Source organism: Mesorhizobium sp. CNPSo 4670, from assembly GCF_057784235.1.
Genome location: NZ_JBWJFQ010000022.1, coordinates 47575 through 67101, shown reverse-complemented (window position 1 = coordinate 67101; position 19527 = coordinate 47575). Strand labels below are relative to the sequence as shown.

Sequence of the window (19527 nt, the reverse complement as noted above, 5' to 3'; positions counted from 1 at the left end):
ACTTCTGTTCAAACGTAAAAGGAAATCTGGCTCGGCTGGCAAGGCAGGGACCTGCTGTTCTCGGGGCGAACCTCGTTATGCTGCCGGCTGCATGGCCGCTCTTTGCAGCATGCCGAACAGATCTCGCGGTTCGTCCGGATCAGCGAGCAGGTCGAGTTCCTCATAGAGGCCAGTCGCCTGCAGCTGGTCACGCACATAGCGCAGCGCGGAAAAATCCTCGATCGCGAAGCCGACGGAATCGAACAGGGTGATCTGCTTGGCGTCTCGGCGGCCTTGCGCCTTGGCGGCAATCACCTGCCAGAGCTCGGTCACCGGATGGTCGGGATCCAGCTGCTGGATCTCGCCCTCGATGCGTGTCTGGGGCGGGAATTCGACGAAGATGTCGGAGCGCAGCAGGATGTCCCTATGCAGTTCGGTCTTGCCGGGGCAGTCGCCGCCGACAGCGTTGATGTGGACGCCGGAGCCGACCATGTTGTCGGTGAGAATGGTGGCGCACTGCTTGTCGGCGGTAACGGTCGTGATGATCCCGGCACCTTCGACCGCTTCCTGCCCGGTTTCGCAGATGGTGATGTCAAAACCCATGCCAGCCAGGTTCTTGGCGCATTTGCGCGAGGCGGACCGGTCGATGTCGTACAGCCTCAGCCGATCTACGCCGGTCAGCGCCTTGAAGGCGATCGCCTGGAATTCCGATTGCGCGCCATTGCCGATGATGGCCATCGTGCGCGCGCCGCTCGGTGCCAGATACTTGGCCGCGACAGCGGACGTGGCGGCGGTGCGCAGCGCAGTCAGGATGGTCATCTCGGTGAGCAGCATCGGATAGCCGCTACCGACATCAGCGAGCACGCCGAAGGCGGTGACCGTCTGCAAGCCCTGGCGCATGTTCTTCGGATGGCCGTTGACATATTTGAAGCCATAGAGGCGACCGTCGCTTGTCGGCATCAGCTCGATGACGCCGTCATGGCTGTGCGAGGCGATGCGCGGCGTCTTGTCGAACAGGTCCCAGCGACGGAAGTCTTCCTCGATGTAGCCAGCGAGTTCGGTCAGGAAGCGCTCGACACCGATGACATTCACCAGCTTCATCATGCGGTCGACGCTGACGAAGGGGACGATGTTCAGCTTTGCCGTGGTCATGATCAAAAACTCCCGGAATGGCTGCGGGTCGGCCGGTCCATGATACGGCGGCCCATCAAGCTCGCTGTCAGGTCGACCATCAGCGTTGCGGTGCGGCCACGCTCGTCCAGAAAGGGATTCAGTTCGACCAGGTCGAGGCTGGAGACGAGGCCGCTATCTGACAGCATCTCCATCACCAGATGCGCCTCACGGAACGTCGCGCCTCCGGGAACCGTGGTGCCGACTGCGGGCGCGATCGAGGGGTCGAGGAAGTCAACGTCGAGACTGACATGCAGCAGCCCGTTTTCATCAGACACCCGCGCCAGGAACGCGCGCAGCAGCGGCGCGATGCCATGCTCGTCGATGGCGCGCATGTCGTGCACGGTCACGCCCGCCTGGTTGAGCGCGCTGCGCTCGGCCGGGTCGACACTGCGCAGGCCCATCGTGCAGATACGCTTGGGATCGACCGCTGCCGGTAGATCCGGAAAATAGCCGTGGAAACCCGGCTGGCCGCTGGCGTAAGCGAGCGGAACGCCGTGCAGATTACCGCTGGCGGTGGTGTCGAGCGTGTGGAAGTCCGGATGCGCGTCGAGCCACAGCACGAACAGCGGCCGCCCGGTCTCAGCGGCGCGGCGGGCGAGGCCCGACACGGTCCCGGCCGAGATCGAATGGTCGCCGCCGAGAAAGATCGGCATGGCGTCCTCGCTCGCCGCGTAGGCGGCCGCGGCAATGGCGGATGTCCACGCCGATATTTCGGGCAAGGCCTTCAGCGCCAGATTGCCATGCGAAATGCGTCTCGCCGGCATCGCCTGGACAGCACCCATGTCCTCGACAGCGTGGCCGAGGCCGGACAGCACTTCAACAAGTCCGGCGGTCCTGAGCGCACTCGGCCCCATTTCGCAGCCCATTCTGCCGGCGCCGTCCTGCACCGGTGCCCCGACGATTTTGCAACGCATTGTTTTTCCCACGGCCAAGTTCGAATGCCGTGAGAGAACCATGGCGAGCCGGCGATATGAACAGGCAGAATTGGCAATTCGAAATGCATTGTTTATCGTGTTGGCAGCAGAACTGCTCAAAATGGTAAGCTGATGGATACGCTGGACGAACGGCTCGTGACCTTGCTGCGGCATGATGCGCGGCGCAGCGTATCGGATCTGGCTATCGATCTCGGCGTCTCGCGCGCTACGGTCAGGGCGCGTATGGAGCGGCTGGAACGGTCCGGCGACATCATCGGCTACACGGTGGTGCTGCGCGCCGACGCCGTCGATCAGCGCATCCGCGGTATCATGCTCATCGAGATTGAGGGCCATGCCGCCGACCGCGTGGTCCGGGCGCTGGGCGGCTTCCCGGAAGTCTCGACCATCCACACCACCAATGGCCGGTGGGATCTGGTGGTCGAACTCGGGACGGCATCACTGACTGATTTCGATGCTGTGCTACGGCGCATCCGATTGATTGCCGGCATAACGGGCAGCGAAACGAGCCTGCTCCTGGCCACGCCACGCACGACGCGAGCACGACTAACGTAAGCAAATTGTCCATTATCCAGCATCAGGCTGACGGTGTTTATTCCGGCTTAGGCGGCGCTGGTGGCGTAGCTGCTCGCGGGCCACGGTCAAGCGCGTCCTGAGCTTGCTCAGCCTCCGTCCTCATACAGACAATTTTTCCTCAAAATCGTGCATCCGTAGATCGTCGCTTCGTGAACCGGATCTCGATTTCGTCTAGCTTGCTTATGAGCGAATGGCGCGAAGCTGATGCCGCTTCCCCAACAGCGCAGGCAGGACGCAGCATGATCGATCTCTATTACTGGCCGACGCCCAACGGCAAAAAAATTTCGATCTTCCTGGAGGAGACAGGCACGCCTTACACACTGAAGCCCGTGGACATCTCACATGGCGACCAGTTCACGCCTGAATACCTAAAGCTCAATCCCAACCACCGCATGCCGGCCATCGTCGATAACGAACCGAAAGACGGCGGCGCGCCCGTCGGCGTGTTCGAGTCCGGCGCGATCCTGTTCTATCTTGCGGAGAAGACCGGCAAGCTCTGGCCGCAGGACCTGCGCACCAAGTACGATGTCGCGCAGTGGGTGATATGGCAGATGGCCAACCAGGGGCCGAAGCTGGGAGAAGCGGGTCATTTCCGCAGGCTGGGCGACAGGGAAGGCGACCAGTCCTATGCGGTGCGCCGCTTCACCGACGAAGCAAACCGGCTCTACGGCGTACTCAATATGCGACTTCGCGATCGCCGTTACCTTGCAGGTGAAGACTTCACCATCGCCGATATCATCAGCTATCCCTGGACCGTCAACTGGCAGGCACAGGGCCAGGACATCAATGAGTTCAGGCATTTCAAACGCTGGTTCGAGGAGGTCGGCGCGCGCCCGGGCGTGCAGCGCGGCCTTGCGGTGGGCGCCGACCTGTCAACCGACCAGAGCAAGCTTACGCCGGAGGAACAGGCCCATATCCGCAAGATCCTTTACAACCAGCGAGCTATTCATCTGCCTGACTGAGGGCTTATCCCCATCACAAAGGCGTAACGTCGGAGAAAACCATGACAAGCAAAGTTGCCGTTATCGCAGGCGTGGGATCCGGTCTTGGCGCCTCGTTGGCGAGGGTCTTCAGCGGCCAAGGATTCAAACTGGTGTTGGCGGCGCGCAATGTTGCGAAGCTCGACGCGCTTGCCACCGAGACCGGCGCCGACGTGATCTCAACCGACGTGTCGGACCCGGCATCGGTGGAAAACCTGTTCCGTGCGGTGGATGGCATCGGCCCGCTCTCTCTGGCGATCTTCAATGCGGCCGGCCGCGTACGCGGCGGCATTGCCGATCTCGATCCGGAGGAGGTGAAAAAAGCGCTGCTCGTGGGTGCCTATGGCGGCTTTCTGTTCGGTCAGCAAGCAGCACGTCGGTTGCAGGCCGCAGGCGCCGGATCGATCCTGTTCACGGGAGCCACGGCCAGCGTCAAGGGCTTTGCCAATTCCGCCGGTTTCGCAATGCCGAAGTTTGGCCTGCGTGGGCTGGCGCAGTCGATGGCGCGCGAGCTTGCGCCAAAGAACATCCACGTGGCGCATTTCGTCATCGATGGCGGCATAGCATCCAGCGACCCGGTGCGGTCGCCGGACTCGACCCCGCCCGACCGTTGGCTTTCGCCGGACGCGATCGCCGAAGCCTATCTCGCGATCCATCAGCAGCATCGAAGCGCCTGGACGTGGGAGATCGAATTGCGGCCTTGGCTGGAGAATTTTTGATGCACAAGTAGCCGACCGCAACAGCCGCCGGCCGTTGCCGGCTAATAGTGTATCGGCCCCTTGACCCCGCCGCCGCAGGCGATCGCGTCGCCGTTGATGGCAACGCTTCGCGGCGAAGCGAGGAATGCAACGACGTCGGCGATCTCGGCCATATCGACGAGGCGACCGATCGTGACATTGGCGGCAAGACGCTGTTCGATCTCCTCGGGCGAAACGCCTGCCGAAGCCGCGCGGGCGGCGACCAGGGGAGCGGTCTTTTCGGTGCGGGTCAGGCCAGGATGGACCACCGTCACGTTGATCCCCTTCGGGCCCAATTCGTCGGCGAGATTCTTGGTCAGGGCAGAGACGGCAACATTGCGGATCGAGCCGATGATCGAGCCAGTCTGGCGCGCCGCGAGGCCGCTTATGTTGATAATTCGGCCCCAGCCCGCGGCAGCCATGTGAGGAGCAGCCTCGCGCGCCATGCGAAGATAGCCCATCACTTTGACGTTCACGTCATCCCAGAACAGGTCGTCGGTGATCTCGGCCAGTTTCGGCGGCGGTGCCTGTCCGCCCGGCTTGGCCGCGGCGTTGACCAGAATGTCGAGGCCGCCGAGCGCCGCGACCGTTGCGGCCACCAGCGCTCTGACCGACCTGTCGTCCTGCGTGTCGACGGTCAGTCCGACGATCTTGCGTCCGGTCTCTGCAGCCAGTTCGCGCGCGGCAATGTCCACATCGGCAACGTTGCGTGCGGCGATAACGAGATCGACGCCTTCCAGGGCCAATTGCCGGGCGATGGCACGACCAATTCCCCTGCTGCCGCCGGTGACCAGGGCGCGTTTTCCGTCCAGTTGCAGATCCATGGCCTACTCTCCTCGGGTTTGATGGGTGGCTTTACCACTGTAGCTTCTACGCAGCGGTGCCAAGAACCTTGCAGCACGCAGCCATGGAAGGGCCGCACCAACGGGCTGTATCTTACGTCACACCGCCAGGAGCTTGCGGACAGGGCCGACGATCGCCTCGTCCTGCGGCTCGGTGTCGGAGCCAAAGCGGGCGACAACGATCCCTTTGCGGTCGACCAGAAACTTCTCGAAGTTCCAACTCACCTCGTCGGGTTCGGGCGCGGCACCTTTCCCCGCCATCCGGGCCGCCAGCGTGCTACCCGGTTGGAAGACAGCCTTCGGCAGCGCCTCGATCAACGCTTTATAGAGCGGATGCTTCTGGGGTCCCTTGACTACGATCTTGGCGAACACAGGGAATTCGACACCATAGGTCAGCCGGCAGAATTCCTGGATTTCGGCGTCGGTGCCCGGTTCCTGGCCGGCGAAGTCATTGGCCGGAAAGCCGAGCACCACCAGGCCACGCTCGCGGTACGACCCGTAGAGCGCCTCCAGCCCATCATACTGCTTGGTGTAGCCGCATTTGGAGGCGACGTTGACGATCAAAAGGACGCTGTCGGTATATGCACGAAGGCTTGTGGCTGAGCCGTCGGCGCGGTTGAACGGAATATCGTAGATCGAGGCTGTCATAAGCGAAAGTTCCTGCAGACAAGAGGGCCTCCGTACATTGGTGGCTTAGCCGCTCCCGTCAAGGAAAGCTGTTCTCCAGAACCAAATTGCTGGGCATCTTTCGAGACAGCCGGGTCGGTCTTACGCAGGCTGGACAATGAACGAGGCCGTACAAGGTGCACCGCCTTCCACTGCGAGCGCCGCGGTCCAGGAACTGCCTACCGGCACATCGAGCACTCGGCAGTTGGGTCGGTGCAAGGCCGTACCGACGACGATATGTTCCCCGGCCGTCGCACTCATGGGTACGTCAAGCTCTTGAGGCGCCACGGAAAATCCGCAACCCCACGCCTTGAGAATGGCCTCCTTGCGCACCCAGCCGCGGTAGAGGGCGGCCAGGCGGTCGCCGGGGGAGGCGGCTCTCCAGGCGGCATAGTCGCGTGGCGATGCCCATGTCGTCAGGATTTCGGCGGCATCGATGGTCTCGATGCGTTCCAGATCGACGCCGACCTCGCACTCAGATGCAAATGCGAGGAGCGCCGCCCCACGCGCATGCGAAACATTGAAGCGCAACCGTCCCCATGGCATCCGAGGCTTGCCGTGAGCGCCATACGCAAAAGGGACGGACTGTGGCTGCACCGCCAAGTAACTCGCCAGGATGCGGCGCAATCCCGCTCGCGTGCGCACGAATTGTGCCCGCGCCCGGGGGCAACGCAGCCGCTCCGCGCGCCCGCGTTCTTCATCGTCGAGCAGCTCCAGCGCATCGGCTTCCGCCGCAATGCACGGCCGCACGTCGAGCAGCCACAAGTCGACCTTGCCGACGTCCGGCGGCTCAGGCATTTTCGATGTCGACCGCCACATTGGCGATCCAGCTCATGCTTTGCGCGATCAACACAAGATCCGCAGCCGCCAAATTGTCAGGCGGGACCGCAGCCCAGGCCTTGATGAGGTCGGCCACGTATTCGTGCAGTGCCTCCCGCACCATCTTTCGCGCTTCCGGCGTCAGTGTCGCCGCACGCAGCGCCTCGTGATAGGTGGCAAATGACTGAGCTATGCGTTCCGCCACCTCGGGGGCCTGGAGCGGCTCCTGCATTGCTTCGGCACAGCGGGCGAAGGTCTCGGCAACGGCCGCGCCATCCTCTGGCGAGGTCCAGGCAGATTCCAGGACGCCGCGAAAGCGCGCGAAAGCACGGGCGAAGTCAAGCTGGGGACCGTCATGGGTCCATTGCCAAGGCGATTGTTGCTCCGGGTTCATGACACAGCTCCAGAGTTGGTCCGTTTGCGCGCTTCATCCAGCAACGCGCCATAGCCATGACGTCGCGCGGACGTCTCAAGCAATGCCTCGATACCGGTGCTGTCCTGCCAGGCGCCACGTTGCATCTCGACCACCTTTTCTTTGACGCGCATCCAGATCGGCTCCGAACCGGGCAGGCCGTCACCCAGGACGACGAACCCTCGCCAGCCCGCCTGAGGCCCGGCTGGCGCGGCGCTTGGAACCGACAATGCCCGCGCCCGGGCGGCCAGTTCCGCGACCTCAATTGGTGCCAGCCCGAACGAAGGATTCGGCCTGCCAGCGAACATGTCCAACACCACGCGCACTACAAAACCTCCACGCCCGGCGGTACGAACAGATAGCTGCAAAATTGTGTGTAGGGGCCGCGGTCGCACGTCGCCGGCGTCAGTGCGCCGGCGATGACGCGGCCCTGGTTGTCGACGTTGCGGGCACTGTAGATGCCCAGTTTGTGGGCCCAGAAGGCGCCATGCGAGCGGTACCAATGGAAATCGTGTCCCGGCCAGACAGCCAGCGCCGCCAGCCGCGCCGGGCCGTCGCAGTTGGCCCTGAACCCATCGGCGATTGCAGCTCGCGCAACCGCCTCGCAGCTGAACTCGTCATACTGGCGGCCAACCCTGCGTCCGGGCTGCGCTACGAAATTGGAAACATAGTTGCTGGCATAATTGTAGCAATTGTTGCGAAGGCGCACGGAAGCTGTGTTCCAGAACCACGGGCTATAAGCGGCGAGGATCGGCTCACAGGGCGGGCCGACCTCCGGCTGTTCGGCAGCTGTGGCCGCCTCCGCGTGGCTGGCGCGTAGCGCGGCGCTGCGGCCAGCACGTGGCGCCACCCCGTCGCCCCGCCATTCGACGGAGCGCGCTGCTTCATCGATCACTGTACGCGCAACGATCGGTCGGGCGCTTTCCAACAGCGCCAAAACGGCCTCGCGCTCGTCATCCGGCAGCCGCGCCCGTCGTGCGGAGACGAGCTCCTCCCTGGTCTCCACTGTCGCAAGCGGTGGCACGCCGACATAAAAGGCTGCTGGCGCGTCGGCGTCTTCCGGACCACTCCCGACGAGCAGACCGCGGTAGCCAAGCGCCGGCATCGGGGTGGCAGAGACCGGCCCGCCCTGGCGCGACATCAGCTGCCTGAAATGCTGGGCCAAAGCCGGCGGCACCTGCCATGTCGGGTTGGGACGACCGGAGAATACATCTAGCATCACACGCATGCGCCATCTCCTTGCTCATGCAATTGTTGGCGTACGTCGGCATCGCTCATTTCAAGCACCTGCAGCACGATGGCTGCGGCCGCTTCCAGCCGCTGCCGTGCCGACTCGTCAGGGGCAATCGCGCGTGCAAGCTCGCGTGCGCATCGGGCCTCGAACACGCGACGCAGCGGAATCTCGATCTGCAACAGCTCTCGCAGTTGCGAAACCAGTCGCGTAGCCAGGAGCGAGTGGCCTCCGAGATCGGCGAAGAAATCGTCGGTCGCGCCAGCTTCCGGCACCTTCAACACGTCGCAAAAACACCTGACCAGCAATGTCTCAAGGGCGGTTTGCGGTGCCACGCACCGCCGCTGCCTCGGGGCGGCGCCGGCAAGCATCTCGGCGATACGATCGCGGTCTGCCTTGCCATTGGCGGTGAGCGGGATCTCTTCGACGATCTTGAAGGCGCTCGGGATCATGAACGGCGGCAGTTTATCCTGGAGATGGCTGCGAAAAGCCTCGGGCAAGTCGGCCTGATCGAGGTCGCACCCCGGCGAAAGCAGCACTGCCGCATGCAGTCGGTCATCACCCGGACCGGCGCGATAAAGTACCACGGCCGCTTCAGCCACCGCCGGGTGTGTACGCAGTGCAGCCTCCACCTCATCTGGCTCGACACGGTGGCCACGCAACTTGATCTGATTGTCGGCGCGGCCGAGGTATTCGAGCGTGCCATCACGACGATGCCGCACTCGGTCCCCTGAACGGTAGACCAGGGCTCCGTCCGGTCCGCGTACGAAACGCTCCGCGGTGAGACCGGCCTGGCCGACATAGCCCAGGGCCACGCCGGCACCGCCAATTCGCAGTTCGCCAACCACGCCGACCGGGACCGGCGCACCGGACCCGTTACACACATTCAACCGCGTGAGGGCAATTGGACGGCCAATCGGCACCGGGCCTGGTCGAATGTCGCCGGCGCGCAGAAAATGCGCGCAGCAGCCAACCGTGGTTTCTGTTGGCCCGTACTCATTGACGATCAGCAATCCCGGCATGTGCGTGCGCCAGGGCTCCAGCGTCTCGCCGTGCAAGGCTTCGCCCCCAACGATGAAACAGCCGGTTGCGCAGGCGGGCGCCCGCCCTCCGGCAAGCTGGCGCAAACCTTCGAGGTGGCTCGGGGTCAATTTGACAAAGCTGTAGCGCCGGCCCGAGTGAAGCGCTTCCTCGAGCGCTTCGAGGCCTCCCCCGACTGGCAGCAAGAACACGGTCTTGCCGCACAAGAGCGGCACGAAAAGCGTGGTGACCGACATGTCGGCGGTGATCGAAGTGCACAGCGGTGCCCCTTCGCCATCGTTCACCGGATAGACGCTCATGCACCAGCGGAGGTAGTTCAGCAATGCACGATGCGGTACCGAGACGCCCTTGGGCCGTCCGGTGGAACCGGAAGTGAACAGTATGTAGGCCGGGCTCTCGGCGTCGCGCCGCACCTTCGGGGGCGGTACGCCGGGTTGCGGTGGTTCGCGATCCACCGCGATCGAGGTGAGCCCCGTTTGCAAGTCCGATTCCGTGCCCTTGGAAACAAGAAGCACCGTCGCCCCTGCATCGACGAGCATGTCGCGGGCGCGCTGAACTGGCAATTCAGGCCCCAGCGGCACATAGGCAGCGCCGGCCTTGAGCACGGCGAGCAGTGCCATCGGCAGGTACGTGCACGGCTCGATTGCGACCCCCACGCAATCGCCGGGCGCCACGCCGTGCGCTATGAGCTGATGAGCGAGACTGTTGGCGCCGCCGTCGAGCTCCGCATAGCTGAGGCGTCCGTCGGGTGCTTGGCAGGCGACTGCGTCCGGGCTAAGACGCGCTTGTGCTTCGAACAGCCCGCACAGGTCGGTTTCGGCCGACGGCATCACAGGGCCCCGCGACCAGGCTTCCAACTGACGCAGTTCGGCGGCATCCATCAGCGGCAGATCTGCCACCGACGCTTCGGGATCGGCCAGTGCCGCGCAAAGCAGTCGCAGGAAGCGCTCCACCAGTCGTTCGGCGCTTGCCTGCTGAAAGAGATCGGTAGCGTATTCCAGTTCGCCGATCAGGCACGATGCCGTTTCGGTAAGCTGCAGGGTAAGGTCGAAGGCAGAAGTGCCACGCGCGAAGTTGAACGCCGGCGCGGCATCCGTGATCGTCCTGCGCACCTGGGTGGAAGAGAGCACCTGGAACGAAACTTGAAACAGCGGGTTGCGCGACAGATCCTGTTCGGGCGCGAGGGCCGCCACCACCATGGAGAAGGGCAGGTCCTGGTGGTTCTGCGCCTCACGCAGCCGCGCATGCGTACGCTCCACCGCTTCCTCGAAGCTGCAGCCGCCGCTGAAATCCAGCCGCAAAACCACGGTGTTGGCAAAAAAGCCGACGACGTCTTCGAGCTCGGAATAGGGACGCGCCGCCATCGGAGTGCCGATGGTCACCTCGTCCTGTCCCGCGAGCCGGTGCAGCAGCGCGGCAAAAGCGGCAAACAGCACGGTGAAGCGTGTGGTGTGCAGGCGGCGCGCCAGTGCTTCGGCGGCCGCGGTTGCGGCTGCGTCGATGGTGATCGGTGCGCGCGCCCCGCGATAACTTGGCCGGGCGGGACGAGGATGGTCCGTGGGCAGCTCGAGTTGCTGCATGCCCTCCAGCCGCTGCACCCAATATTTGCGGTGCTGAGCCATCCGTTCACCGGACATTGCCTCGCGTTGCCAGACGGCAAAGTCGGCATACTGCACCGGCAATGGTGCCAGAGACGGAAGCCTGCCGGTCAACAGCTCGGAATAGACCTGGCCGATTTCGGCCAGCAATTTCTCCAGCGACCATCCGTCGGCGACGATGTGATGGATCACGAGCAGCAGCAGTGATTCACCGGCAGAAAGCTCCAACAGCCGACAATGCAGGAGCGGGCCTTCGGCAAGGTCGAAGGGCTGCTGGCTGGCAGCCGAGGCAATCTGCGCGGCGCGCGCCTCCGGATCCGGCTCGCAGCTGAGGTCGTCGAACTCGCATCGCATGGTCGTTGCAGGCAGAATGCGCTGCACCGGCTGCCCTCGGACGAGCGGGAACACGGTGCGCAGCGCCTCATGACGGGCGACCACCGCCGACAGTGCCTTTTCCAGGTAACGCCTGAGGGGGACAAACGGCAGCCTCTGCGCAATCGAGATATTGTAGAAGGGATTGCCCGGAACGAGTTGGTCGAGGAACCACAGGCGATCTTGCGAGTGTGAAAGCGGGAAGTCGCGTCCGTCGCGCGGCTGGACAGGGATTTCTTGCGCCGGCCGAACCCGAATGAGGTGCTCGCGCAGCGAGCGCTTCTGCTCCGGGGTCATTGCGGTGATACGGTTTTGCAGACTGTTCAAGGCGCCCCTCTCGATTCCGCTGGTTCTCGTGAGGCGAGCAGCGCCTCGCGCTCGGCCGCCGGCAGCGACGTCAACAGCTCCAACAGCTCGTCGTCGCTCGTTTCCGGTGTCGCGGCCTGGCGCTCCGCGATCCAACCGGCAAGCTCGCGGACAGACGGGTGGTCAAACACGACTCCCGCCGGCACATCGGTTCCGAGTTGGCGTGACAGTCGTGAACTGACGCGCAAGGCCGCCAGCGAATGCCCGCCCAGATCGAGGAAGAAGTCTGCGTCAAGCGTCACCAGATGCAGCTGCAGCACCTGCGCGAAACACGCCTGGACCTCTTTCTCAAATGGCAGCACCGGATTCGCATCGCCAGCATCCGGCAGTTCTCCCGGCGGCGGCAGCGCCAGTCTGTCGCGCTTTCCGTTGGGCGTCAGCGGCAGCGCATCGAAACGCACGATGACCGCCGGCAGGAACGCGTGCGGAAGCCGTTCCCGCAACCCAGCCAACAATTGCCGGGCATCGAAGCTGGAAGCGGGCGCGGCGACGTAGGCAACGAGGCGGTCCGCCCGCAGCACGACCATGGCATCGCTGACTTCGGGGGCTTGGCGAAGAACCGCCTCGATTTCGGCCGGTTCGATCCGGAAACCACGCAACTTGATCTGCTGGTCGCGCCGGCCGAGGCAAACAATCAAGCCGTCGCGCTGCACCCGGGCCAGGTCCCCGGTGCGGTACATTCGTGCCGCTTTTCTGCCTGCAAAAGGGTCGGTCACAAAGCGCTCACGCGTCAGTTCGGCAGGCCCGAGATATCCAAGCGCGACACCTGCGCCGCCAATGTACAGCTCGCCCGCCACCTCAAGCGGAACGGGGCGCAGCTTGCTGTCGAGCACATAGGCACGCACCCCGGTGATCGGTCGGCCGATCGGGACGACGCCCAGCACAGGAGGCTCTTGATCGGGATCGAACCAAGTGGCGTCCCAGATTTCCGAAGTCCCGTAAAGATTGTAGAGTGTGGCCTCTGCATGGTGTCGTCGGAAATGGTGGTAGAGGTCTGCCGGGAGCGGCTCGCCGGTGCAAACCCAGAACAGCAGGCGCGGCAAGTGCCGCCCGAGGTCCGGTTGTGCCTCGAGCATCATCTTCAGCAGCGACGGCACCAGCCACAGCCGTGTGACCCCGCGCGATGCCAGCAGGCGGATCAACGCGGAAGCATCCGTTGCGATCTGCTCGGAAACGATCGTGGTCGGCACACCTTGCAGCGTGGCGCCCAACAGCTCCCACAGCGAATCGACAAAGTTGATTGCGGTACGCTGACAGGCCACTTCGTTCGCACCGAAAGGATAGGCCTGCCACATCCATATGAGCCGGTTCGACACCTGGCCCCATTGAACCAGCACTCCTTTCGGCCGGCCCGTCGAGCCTGATGTGAAGACGATGTAGCCGGGGTCGTCGCGCCGCCAACGGACTGGTTCGTCGTTTGCCGCATCGTCGCTGCAGGGTTCGAGGACGTCGCCGATGTCGATCACGGTCGCCGGTCCGTCAGGCGGCGTTGGGCCGGTTGCCAACAGCACGGTCGGCTTGGCGTCCGCCAGCATCTGCTCCAAGCGGTGCCTGGGATAGGCCGGATCGAGCGGCAGATAGACGCCGTGCGCCTTCAGCACGGCGTAGAAGGCCACAACTTGCTCCAACGAGCGGGGCGCAGACACGGCGACCGGCACGCCGCGATCCACACCCAGGTCTTGCAACCGTCGTGCGAGCCGCGACGACGCGCGCTCCAGCGTGTCGAAGTCGAGCACACGATCGTCGGCGATGAAGGCCGGTGCCGCGCCTTTGTCGCGCGCCAGACCCCGCAACAGTTCGAGCGGATCCAGATCCACGCATGCATCGGCACCGCCGACGTTTGGTTCTTCGATCAGCCGCCGGCGTTCAGCATCGGAGAGCGGCGAAAAGGTCGCCAAAGTTGCAAAGGGCGCAGCGCATATGCCCCGCAGCAGGTTGAGCAGATGCTCGATAAGAGCTCCCATGTCATCGCCATGGAAGCGGCTGCGGTCGAACCGCAGTTTGAGGTGCAGCCGATCACCCGGAATAGCGAGCAAGCTGAGCGGCACATTGGCACGCGCCAAGTCGACGCCGCCGGTCGTGGATTCGAGCTTCGCCGCTGCTTGCGGGAAATTCTCGAACACCACCAGCGTGTCGAACAGAGGTCGGTCGGGGGCGATCTCGCAGCAGCGTTGCAGTTCGGCGCTGTCGAGGTGGTGGAAAGCCGAGCCGCGTGCCTGTGCACTCTGCAAATCCTTGAGCCATGGCACCAGTGCTGCCTGCGGATCCACGCGCACCCGCACCGGGACCGCGTTGATGAAGAGACCGATCATCTGCTCGATGCCAGGAACCTCTGGCGGTCGGCCCGAAACGACGGCACCGAAAACCACATCGTCGCGGTCCGTATAGTGGCCGAGCAGCAAAGCCCACGCACCTTGCAGCACGGTGTTCAACGTCAGGCCGTGCTGGCGTGCGAACGTCCTGAGCCGCTCAGATTCCTCTGCATCGAGGTTCCCGCTGACCTCGGTGTCTGCATCTGCGAGAGCCGCTCGGCCAGGTGGCCGCGGCAGGCCGATCTCCACCGGCTCGTCGTAGCCACGAAGCAGATCGGCCCAATACTCGCGCGCGGCTTCGAGGTCGCGCGTGGCCAGCCAGTCGATGTAGTGGCGTAGCGAGCGTCGCACCGGAGGCTGGTAAGGCGCGTTGCGGACCAGCGCGCGATAATGTTCGATCATCTCGGTTGCCAGCAGTTGCGCACTCCATCCGTCGAGCAGGATGTGATGGAACTGCCAGACAAATCTCACTTGGCCGGCGCGGCCGCGGATCAGCGCCAACCGCATCAAAGGTGGACGATCGAGCACGAAGCCCGCCCGGCGGCTGTCCCCCAGATACTGTGCCAGCTGAGCTTCGAAGGCGGCCGTGTCGAGATGTCGCCAGTCGAGTTGTTCGAAAGCCAGTGCGACATGACGGTGAACAACTTGCACCGGCTGCTCAAGGTCTTGCCAATGGAAGGATGTGCGCAGTGCAGGCGTGCGCCGAACCAGTTCATGCCACGCCGCCTGGAACGCGTGCGCATCGACGGGCTCCGGCAGCGACATCACCTCCTGCTGTATGAAGACGCCGCTTTCCGGCGCACGCAGACTGGCGACCAGCATCGCCGCCTGGAGCGGCGCCAGTGGCCAGAAGTCTTCAACGTCAACGCTGTTCGTGTTCAATCTTGGCCTCCCTGCCCACGGTTGAGGCGCGACATCAACGTGACCAGATCCTCCGCCTTGATATGACGGGCGAACCCCCCAACGTCCTCTTCTTCGCCAACGTTCTCTTCAACGGATTCGGTCGGCTTCGCGGCGCGAGCGAGCAGGGCCAGTGTCTTGTGGACGAAGATGTCGTTCGGCTCGATCGACAGCCCCGCTTCACGCGCGCGACTGACCACCTGGATGCCGAGGATGGAGTCACCGCCGAGCTCAAAGAAATTGTCGTTGATGCCTACCTGCTCAAGCCGCAATATTTCGCCCCAGATGGCGGCGAGCCGCAGTTCAGCGGCTGTCGACGGGGCAACGTACTCAGCTCCGAGTTCAGGCCGCATACCGTCTATCTTTGGCAGGCGGTGGCGGTCGATCTTGCCGCTCATGGTCATCGGCAGCGCCTCAAGCAGCAAGAAGCGCGCCGGGATCATGTAGGTCGGCAAACGCTGGGCGAGGAAGGCGCGGACCTGCGGCACCATCTTGCGCGCGAAGGCGGATTGCAGCGGGTTGTTGGTCCAGCGCCGCCGGTGCCCGGCGCCGCCTCCAAGAGTCCGCCGCGGGATCGGCCCGCGGCCCGCCCGGTTCATTGCGAGCGGACTGAACACGGCGTCGATGTGACCGGTCGCATGGCGTCCCGCAACATGAAGCTCGACCTTGCGGCCGGCTTCGGCTGCGCAAGCGAGCAACTGGTCGGCGTCAAGCCCCTGCACGGTCACCTGCCCTGCGTTCGAGCGCAGATCACCGACGCAGCGCGATCCATCGCTGCTCATGACCTCCGCGGCGGCGTGCATCTCCGCCGCGACGGTTCGGCCTGGAATGTCGGCGACCAGCAGGGTTTTCCCGTCAAGTGCCCGCAACGTCCGCAGCAGCGCTTCGGCGCTGCCCACGCTCGCCCAGTCACAGGTGTCCCCCGCCTCCACAACCTCGGGCGACCAACCGACATGGAGCATGACATCATATCGGAAAAGCGTCAGCTCATTATCGGCACGGCACGGTTTGGCCAGAATTTCAACGGCCCGGATGCCGGGGAAATCCGCTGCCAGCGCGAGGAAAAATTCGGAATCGACCGCCAGCTCTTGTTCCAGCCCCAAGCGGCGCGCCACACGTTCCTGCAAGGTGGCCAGCGGCAGGTCGGACTCGGCCCGGTACAACTCCACAGAGGCTGCGAAACACTCCAGCAGCGCCAGGCTCCGCACATCACCGATGAATACGGTGCCGCGGGTACCCAGCGTCGACAACGCGGCGCCTATCACGTCGATCAGGTAGCGTTCGCTCGGGAAGTACTGCACGACCGAATTAAGGATCACCAGGTCCACCGCATCCATCGATTGGGTCGCGACCTCGTGCGCAGCGCAACGACGGAACTCGATGCCCTTGATCCCGGTGCCGGCCGCATGCTTGGCCATATGATCAAGCGCGCCTTGTGAGATGTCGGTTGCCACATAGCGACGGGCCTTGGGTGCCAGGCGAAAAGCCAGCAACCCCGTGCCGCAGCCAATTTCGAGGGCTTGCTCGGCTGCGAGAGAATTCAATCGTTCAACCGTGCTTGCCAGCCACTCTCGCATCGTCCGCTCGTCGAGCGGCAGGCCCGTGTAGCTGCTGTTCCAGCCATCGATCACAAATGCCGGGTCGGTAGCTTCCGCGATCGTACCGTAGGTTTCATCGTAGATGCGGTGCCAGTGTTCCACCTGCTCGCTGGAAGCTGCGCTCTCGAACTGTGCGTCAGGTGCGCGCGGGTCGTCGCGCTGCACCACGTATGCGACGAGACGCGCATCTCCAGCGCCGACCTCGCGCACCGCGACCGCCGCCTCGGCGATCTCGGGATGCGATTGCAATGCCGCCTCGACTTCGCCGAGTTCGATGCGGTGACCGCGAAGCTTGACCTGGCGATCGATGCGCCCGATGAAGTCGATGCGCCCGTCGGCAAGCAATCGCACGCGGTCGCCGGTGCGATAGATTCGTTCGACAAGGCCATTGCCCAGCGGCAGCTCGACAAACCGCTCGGCCGTCAGTTGCGGCCTGCCAAGATATTCCCGCGCCAGTCCGATCCCTGCCAGACAGAGCTCACCTGGGACGCCGATCGGAACCGGCTCTCCGTGCGCATCGAGGACGAAGGCGCGCATATTGTCGATCGGCACGCCGATGGTCGGCGCGCGCGAAAAATCCTCGCATCGCTGCCACGTCGCCCAGATGGTCGTTTCCGTGGGGCCGTACAGGTTGAAGAAGCGCCTGCCGGGCGCCCATTGTGCCACTATCGAGGCCGGACAGGCTTCGCCTGCCACCATCAGCGTGGTGAGAGTTCGCAACCCCGAGGCATCGAACGCGAACAGCGCGGAAGGCGGCAACACCGCGTGGGTGACGCGCGCCTCGTCGATCAGCCGGGCGAGCCCGGGACCGGGCATGCGTTGCTCCGTTCCCGGGATCACCAGCGTGGCGCCGACGCCGAGGGCGAGGCCGAGTTCGAACACGGCGGCGTCGAAGCTGAGCGAGGCGAACTGCAGCACGCGGCTTTCCGCCGTCGTGTCGAGCAGTCGTCGTTGGGCCGCCAGAACATTGGCCAGTCCACGCTGCCCGATGACCACGCCCTTCGGCTGACCCGTCGAGCCTGAAGTGTAGATGATGTAGGCCACTTCACCTGATGCGCGCTCAGCTGCACGCGGGGCCGTGGTGCGGTCGCGCGCCATTGCGCTGACGAAAAGTGGCCGGCATTCGAGCAACGACAGCGCGCCCTCGACGCGCTCCCACGCCGCAGGCTCGGTGAGGACGTGGCGCGCCCCGGTATCCTCGGCAATATAGCGCAAGCGCTCGATCGGGAGATCGATATCGAGAGGTACGAACGCCGCGCCTGCCTTCAGCGCGGCGAGCATCGCGACCACGGCCGCAGGGGAGCGGTCGAGCAGCAACAGTACCGGTTCGCCCGGCCGAACGCCGGCCTCCTCAAGTCCGGCGGCGAGTTTTTCAGCCTGCTGATCAAGCGCCCCATATGTGAAGGTGCCCGCGGGGCCGGCAAGTGCGATACGGTCAGGTGCGTTCGCTGCGAAGCGCTCGAATTGCTGGCAGAGCGGCGTCTCGTCGAAGGCGACCGCTTTGCCCTCGGAAGCGTGCCGGAACCGGTTCCGCTCGTCCCGGTCGAGCATCGCGATCGTATCGATCGGCTGGTCGGGGTCTGCCGCCGCCGAGTTCAGCAGGAAGCAGAAATGCCTGACCATGCGCGCGGCCGTCTCGGGATCGAACAGCGCGGTGCTGTATTCCATGCCTCCGGAAATCCCGCCGGCATGCTCATGCAGGTGGAATGCGATATCGAAAATGGAGGTTCCGCGTTCGATGGAGACCACCGAATCCTGAGCCGGCAGTGCGCTGCCGCTATCGATGTTCCATGCGTTCTGCAGCACCAGCCCGATTTGAAACAACGGATTGCGGTTAGGCTGGCGCTCGGGCTGGAGCGCTTCGACCAACTTCTCGAAGGGCATGTCCTGGTGCGTGTAGGCATCGAGCGCGGTCTGCCGCACACGGCGCACCAGTTCGCGGAAGGTCGGCCTGCCACTGGCGTCGATACGAAACACGAGTGTATTGACGAAAAAACCGATCAGCGCCTCGACCTCGGGCCGAGTGCGATTGGCGATCGGGGCGCCGATCGCGATGTCCTCGTCGCCGGTGTAGCGCTGCAGCAACGCGGCAAGGCCTGCCAACAGCACCATGAACAGGGTAGCGCCTTCTTCGCTTGCCACCCGTTTCAGCAAAACGAGCACGGCGGCCCCGAGGCTCAACTCCTCGAAATCACCTTCGAAGCTCGGCTCGTCCGGACGCGGTCGGTCCGGCACCAGCGCCAATTGCGGCAGATCGGCGAGCTGCCGGCGCCAATAGGACAGTTCCGTCTCCAGCCGCTCGCCGCTGAAATACTGGCGCTGCCATTCGGCGAAATCGGCATACTGGATCGTCAGGGGTTGCAGTGTGGAAGGCCGGTTGGCGACGAAGGCCCCATAGGCGGCAGCCAGTTCGCGCAGCAGGACCTGCATGGACCAGCCGTCGCAGGCGATGTGATGCAGGGTCAGCAGGAGCCAGTGTTCGTGCATCGACAGCCGCAGCAAACGTGCGTGCACCATGGGCCCATGCCGCAGATCAAACGTCAGCCGCGCCTGTTCGCCGGCCTCGCGGCGCGCTGCCTTCTCGCGCTCCTTCGACTCAAGATGCATTAGGTCGAGCAGCGGCATCGGCACCGGGCCGGGTGGCATCACCTGCTGCATCGGCTCGCCTGCAATGTCAGTGAACACAGTGCGCAGGGCGGCATGGCGTGAAACCACGTGATCAAGGGCGCGCTTGAGCGCCGCCACGTTGAGAGGGCCGCGCAGGGGCAAGTTCAGAGGCACATTGTAGAAAGGGCTTGCCGGCGCGAGGCGCTGCATGAACCACAGACGCTGCTGGGCCCAGGAAAGCGCTGCCGGGCCAGGGTGACTGCGGGGCGACAGTAGCGGATCACCTGACGCGGGGGGCTGCAGTCCGGCCGAGCCAAGCAACTTGCCGAGCAGCGAACGACGTTCGGCACTTATGTTGCCGGATATGGGGATTGCCGTCATATGCC

14 protein-coding genes are annotated in these 19527 nt (G+C 64.2%); 3 read left to right on the top strand and 11 right to left on the bottom strand.

Annotated features, from left to right (window positions below):
- Positions 1-75: 75 nt before the first annotated feature.
- Both ocd and rocF read right to left on the bottom strand, forming a co-directional pair.
- Entirely contained in the window at positions 76-1131 is a 1056-nt protein-coding gene (gene ocd / locus AC0ZT5_RS28605) for an ornithine cyclodeaminase (protein ID WP_488499153.1), read from the bottom strand.
- Positions 1132-1133: 2 nt separating this feature from the next.
- Positions 1134-2066 carry an arginase gene (gene rocF / locus AC0ZT5_RS28600; RefSeq protein WP_457151213.1) on the bottom strand — a complete coding sequence of 311 codons (933 nt, stop codon included), beginning with the start codon at positions 2064-2066 and terminating at the stop codon, positions 1134-1136.
- Positions 2067-2198: 132 nt separating this feature from the next.
- Between rocF and AC0ZT5_RS28595 the strand changes: the two genes are divergently transcribed.
- The 3 genes from AC0ZT5_RS28595 (at position 2199) to AC0ZT5_RS28585 (ending at position 4359) form a co-directional block, all read left to right on the top strand.
- Positions 2199-2639, top strand: coding sequence for an Lrp/AsnC family transcriptional regulator (locus tag AC0ZT5_RS28595; RefSeq protein ID WP_095197976.1), 441 nt, complete (start codon positions 2199-2201; stop codon positions 2637-2639).
- Between the two features lie 260 nt (positions 2640-2899).
- Entirely contained in the window at positions 2900-3622 is a 723-nt protein-coding gene (locus AC0ZT5_RS28590) for a glutathione binding-like protein (protein WP_477288283.1), read from the top strand.
- Between the two features lie 41 nt (positions 3623-3663).
- Positions 3664-4359: an SDR family NAD(P)-dependent oxidoreductase gene (locus tag AC0ZT5_RS28585; RefSeq protein ID WP_488499152.1), complete on the top strand. Its 696-nt coding sequence runs from the start codon at positions 3664-3666 to the stop codon at positions 4357-4359.
- A 41-nt stretch (positions 4360-4400) separates the two neighbouring features.
- On the opposite strand, the gene AC0ZT5_RS28580 is transcribed toward AC0ZT5_RS28585, so the two are convergent.
- The 9 genes from AC0ZT5_RS28580 to AC0ZT5_RS28540 all read right to left on the bottom strand — a co-directional run bounded on the left by AC0ZT5_RS28580 (position 4401) and on the right by AC0ZT5_RS28540 (position 19522).
- A complete protein-coding gene (locus AC0ZT5_RS28580) occupies positions 4401-5201 on the bottom strand; it encodes an SDR family oxidoreductase (protein WP_488499151.1) in 801 nt (266 codons plus the stop codon).
- Between the two features lie 117 nt (positions 5202-5318).
- Positions 5319-5867 carry a glutathione peroxidase gene (locus AC0ZT5_RS28575; RefSeq protein WP_488499150.1) on the bottom strand — a complete coding sequence of 183 codons (549 nt, stop codon included), beginning with the start codon at positions 5865-5867 and terminating at the stop codon, positions 5319-5321.
- Between the two features lie 120 nt (positions 5868-5987).
- Positions 5988-6683, bottom strand: coding sequence for a 4'-phosphopantetheinyl transferase family protein (locus AC0ZT5_RS28570; RefSeq protein WP_488499149.1), 696 nt, complete (start codon positions 6681-6683; stop codon positions 5988-5990).
- Entirely contained in the window at positions 6676-7098 is a 423-nt protein-coding gene (locus AC0ZT5_RS28565) for a hypothetical protein (protein WP_488499148.1), read from the bottom strand. Before AC0ZT5_RS28565 ends, AC0ZT5_RS28570 begins: the two co-directional genes overlap by 8 nt.
- Complete coding sequence (locus AC0ZT5_RS28560; RefSeq protein WP_488499147.1) at positions 7095-7442, bottom strand: hypothetical protein; 348 nt, start codon at positions 7440-7442, stop codon at positions 7095-7097. Before AC0ZT5_RS28560 ends, AC0ZT5_RS28565 begins: the two co-directional genes overlap by 4 nt.
- On the bottom strand, positions 7442-8344 hold the full coding sequence (locus AC0ZT5_RS28555) for a hypothetical protein (protein WP_488499146.1): 903 nt from the start codon (positions 8342-8344) through the stop codon (positions 7442-7444). The genes AC0ZT5_RS28560 and AC0ZT5_RS28555 overlap by 1 nt, the downstream gene beginning before the upstream one ends.
- Positions 8335-11685, bottom strand: coding sequence for an amino acid adenylation domain-containing protein (locus tag AC0ZT5_RS28550; protein ID WP_488499145.1), 3351 nt, complete (start codon positions 11683-11685; stop codon positions 8335-8337). Before AC0ZT5_RS28550 ends, AC0ZT5_RS28555 begins: the two co-directional genes overlap by 10 nt.
- Positions 11682-14918, bottom strand: a complete 3237-nt coding sequence (locus tag AC0ZT5_RS28545; RefSeq protein ID WP_488499144.1) for an amino acid adenylation domain-containing protein — start codon at positions 14916-14918, stop codon at positions 11682-11684. The genes AC0ZT5_RS28550 and AC0ZT5_RS28545 overlap by 4 nt, the downstream gene beginning before the upstream one ends.
- The gene (locus AC0ZT5_RS28540) at positions 14915-19522 is read right to left on the bottom strand and encodes a non-ribosomal peptide synthetase (protein ID WP_488499143.1); all 4608 of its coding nucleotides are present in this window, start codon (positions 19520-19522) and stop codon (positions 14915-14917) included. Before AC0ZT5_RS28540 ends, AC0ZT5_RS28545 begins: the two co-directional genes overlap by 4 nt.
- Positions 19523-19527: the final 5 nt, after the last annotated feature.

Coding starts and splice junctions, on each gene's coding strand:
- AC0ZT5_RS28540 (WP_488499143.1), bottom strand. CDS start 19,522: ATGACGGCAATCCCCATATCCGGCAACATAAGTGCCGAACGTCGTTCG.
- AC0ZT5_RS28590 (WP_477288283.1), top strand. CDS start 2,900: ATGATCGATCTCTATTACTGGCCGACGCCCAACGGCAAAAAAATTTCG.
- AC0ZT5_RS28595 (WP_095197976.1), top strand. CDS start 2,199: ATGGATACGCTGGACGAACGGCTCGTGACCTTGCTGCGGCATGATGCG.
- rocF (WP_457151213.1), bottom strand. CDS start 2,066: ATGCGTTGCAAAATCGTCGGGGCACCGGTGCAGGACGGCGCCGGCAGA.
- AC0ZT5_RS28580 (WP_488499151.1), bottom strand. CDS start 5,201: ATGGATCTGCAACTGGACGGAAAACGCGCCCTGGTCACCGGCGGCAGC.
- ocd (WP_488499153.1), bottom strand. CDS start 1,131: ATGACCACGGCAAAGCTGAACATCGTCCCCTTCGTCAGCGTCGACCGC.
- AC0ZT5_RS28555 (WP_488499146.1), bottom strand. CDS start 8,344: ATGCGTGTGATGCTAGATGTATTCTCCGGTCGTCCCAACCCGACATGG.
- AC0ZT5_RS28565 (WP_488499148.1), bottom strand. CDS start 7,098: ATGAACCCGGAGCAACAATCGCCTTGGCAATGGACCCATGACGGTCCC.
- AC0ZT5_RS28570 (WP_488499149.1), bottom strand. CDS start 6,683: ATGCCTGAGCCGCCGGACGTCGGCAAGGTCGACTTGTGGCTGCTCGAC.
- AC0ZT5_RS28585 (WP_488499152.1), top strand. CDS start 3,664: ATGACAAGCAAAGTTGCCGTTATCGCAGGCGTGGGATCCGGTCTTGGC.
- AC0ZT5_RS28575 (WP_488499150.1), bottom strand. CDS start 5,867: ATGACAGCCTCGATCTACGATATTCCGTTCAACCGCGCCGACGGCTCA.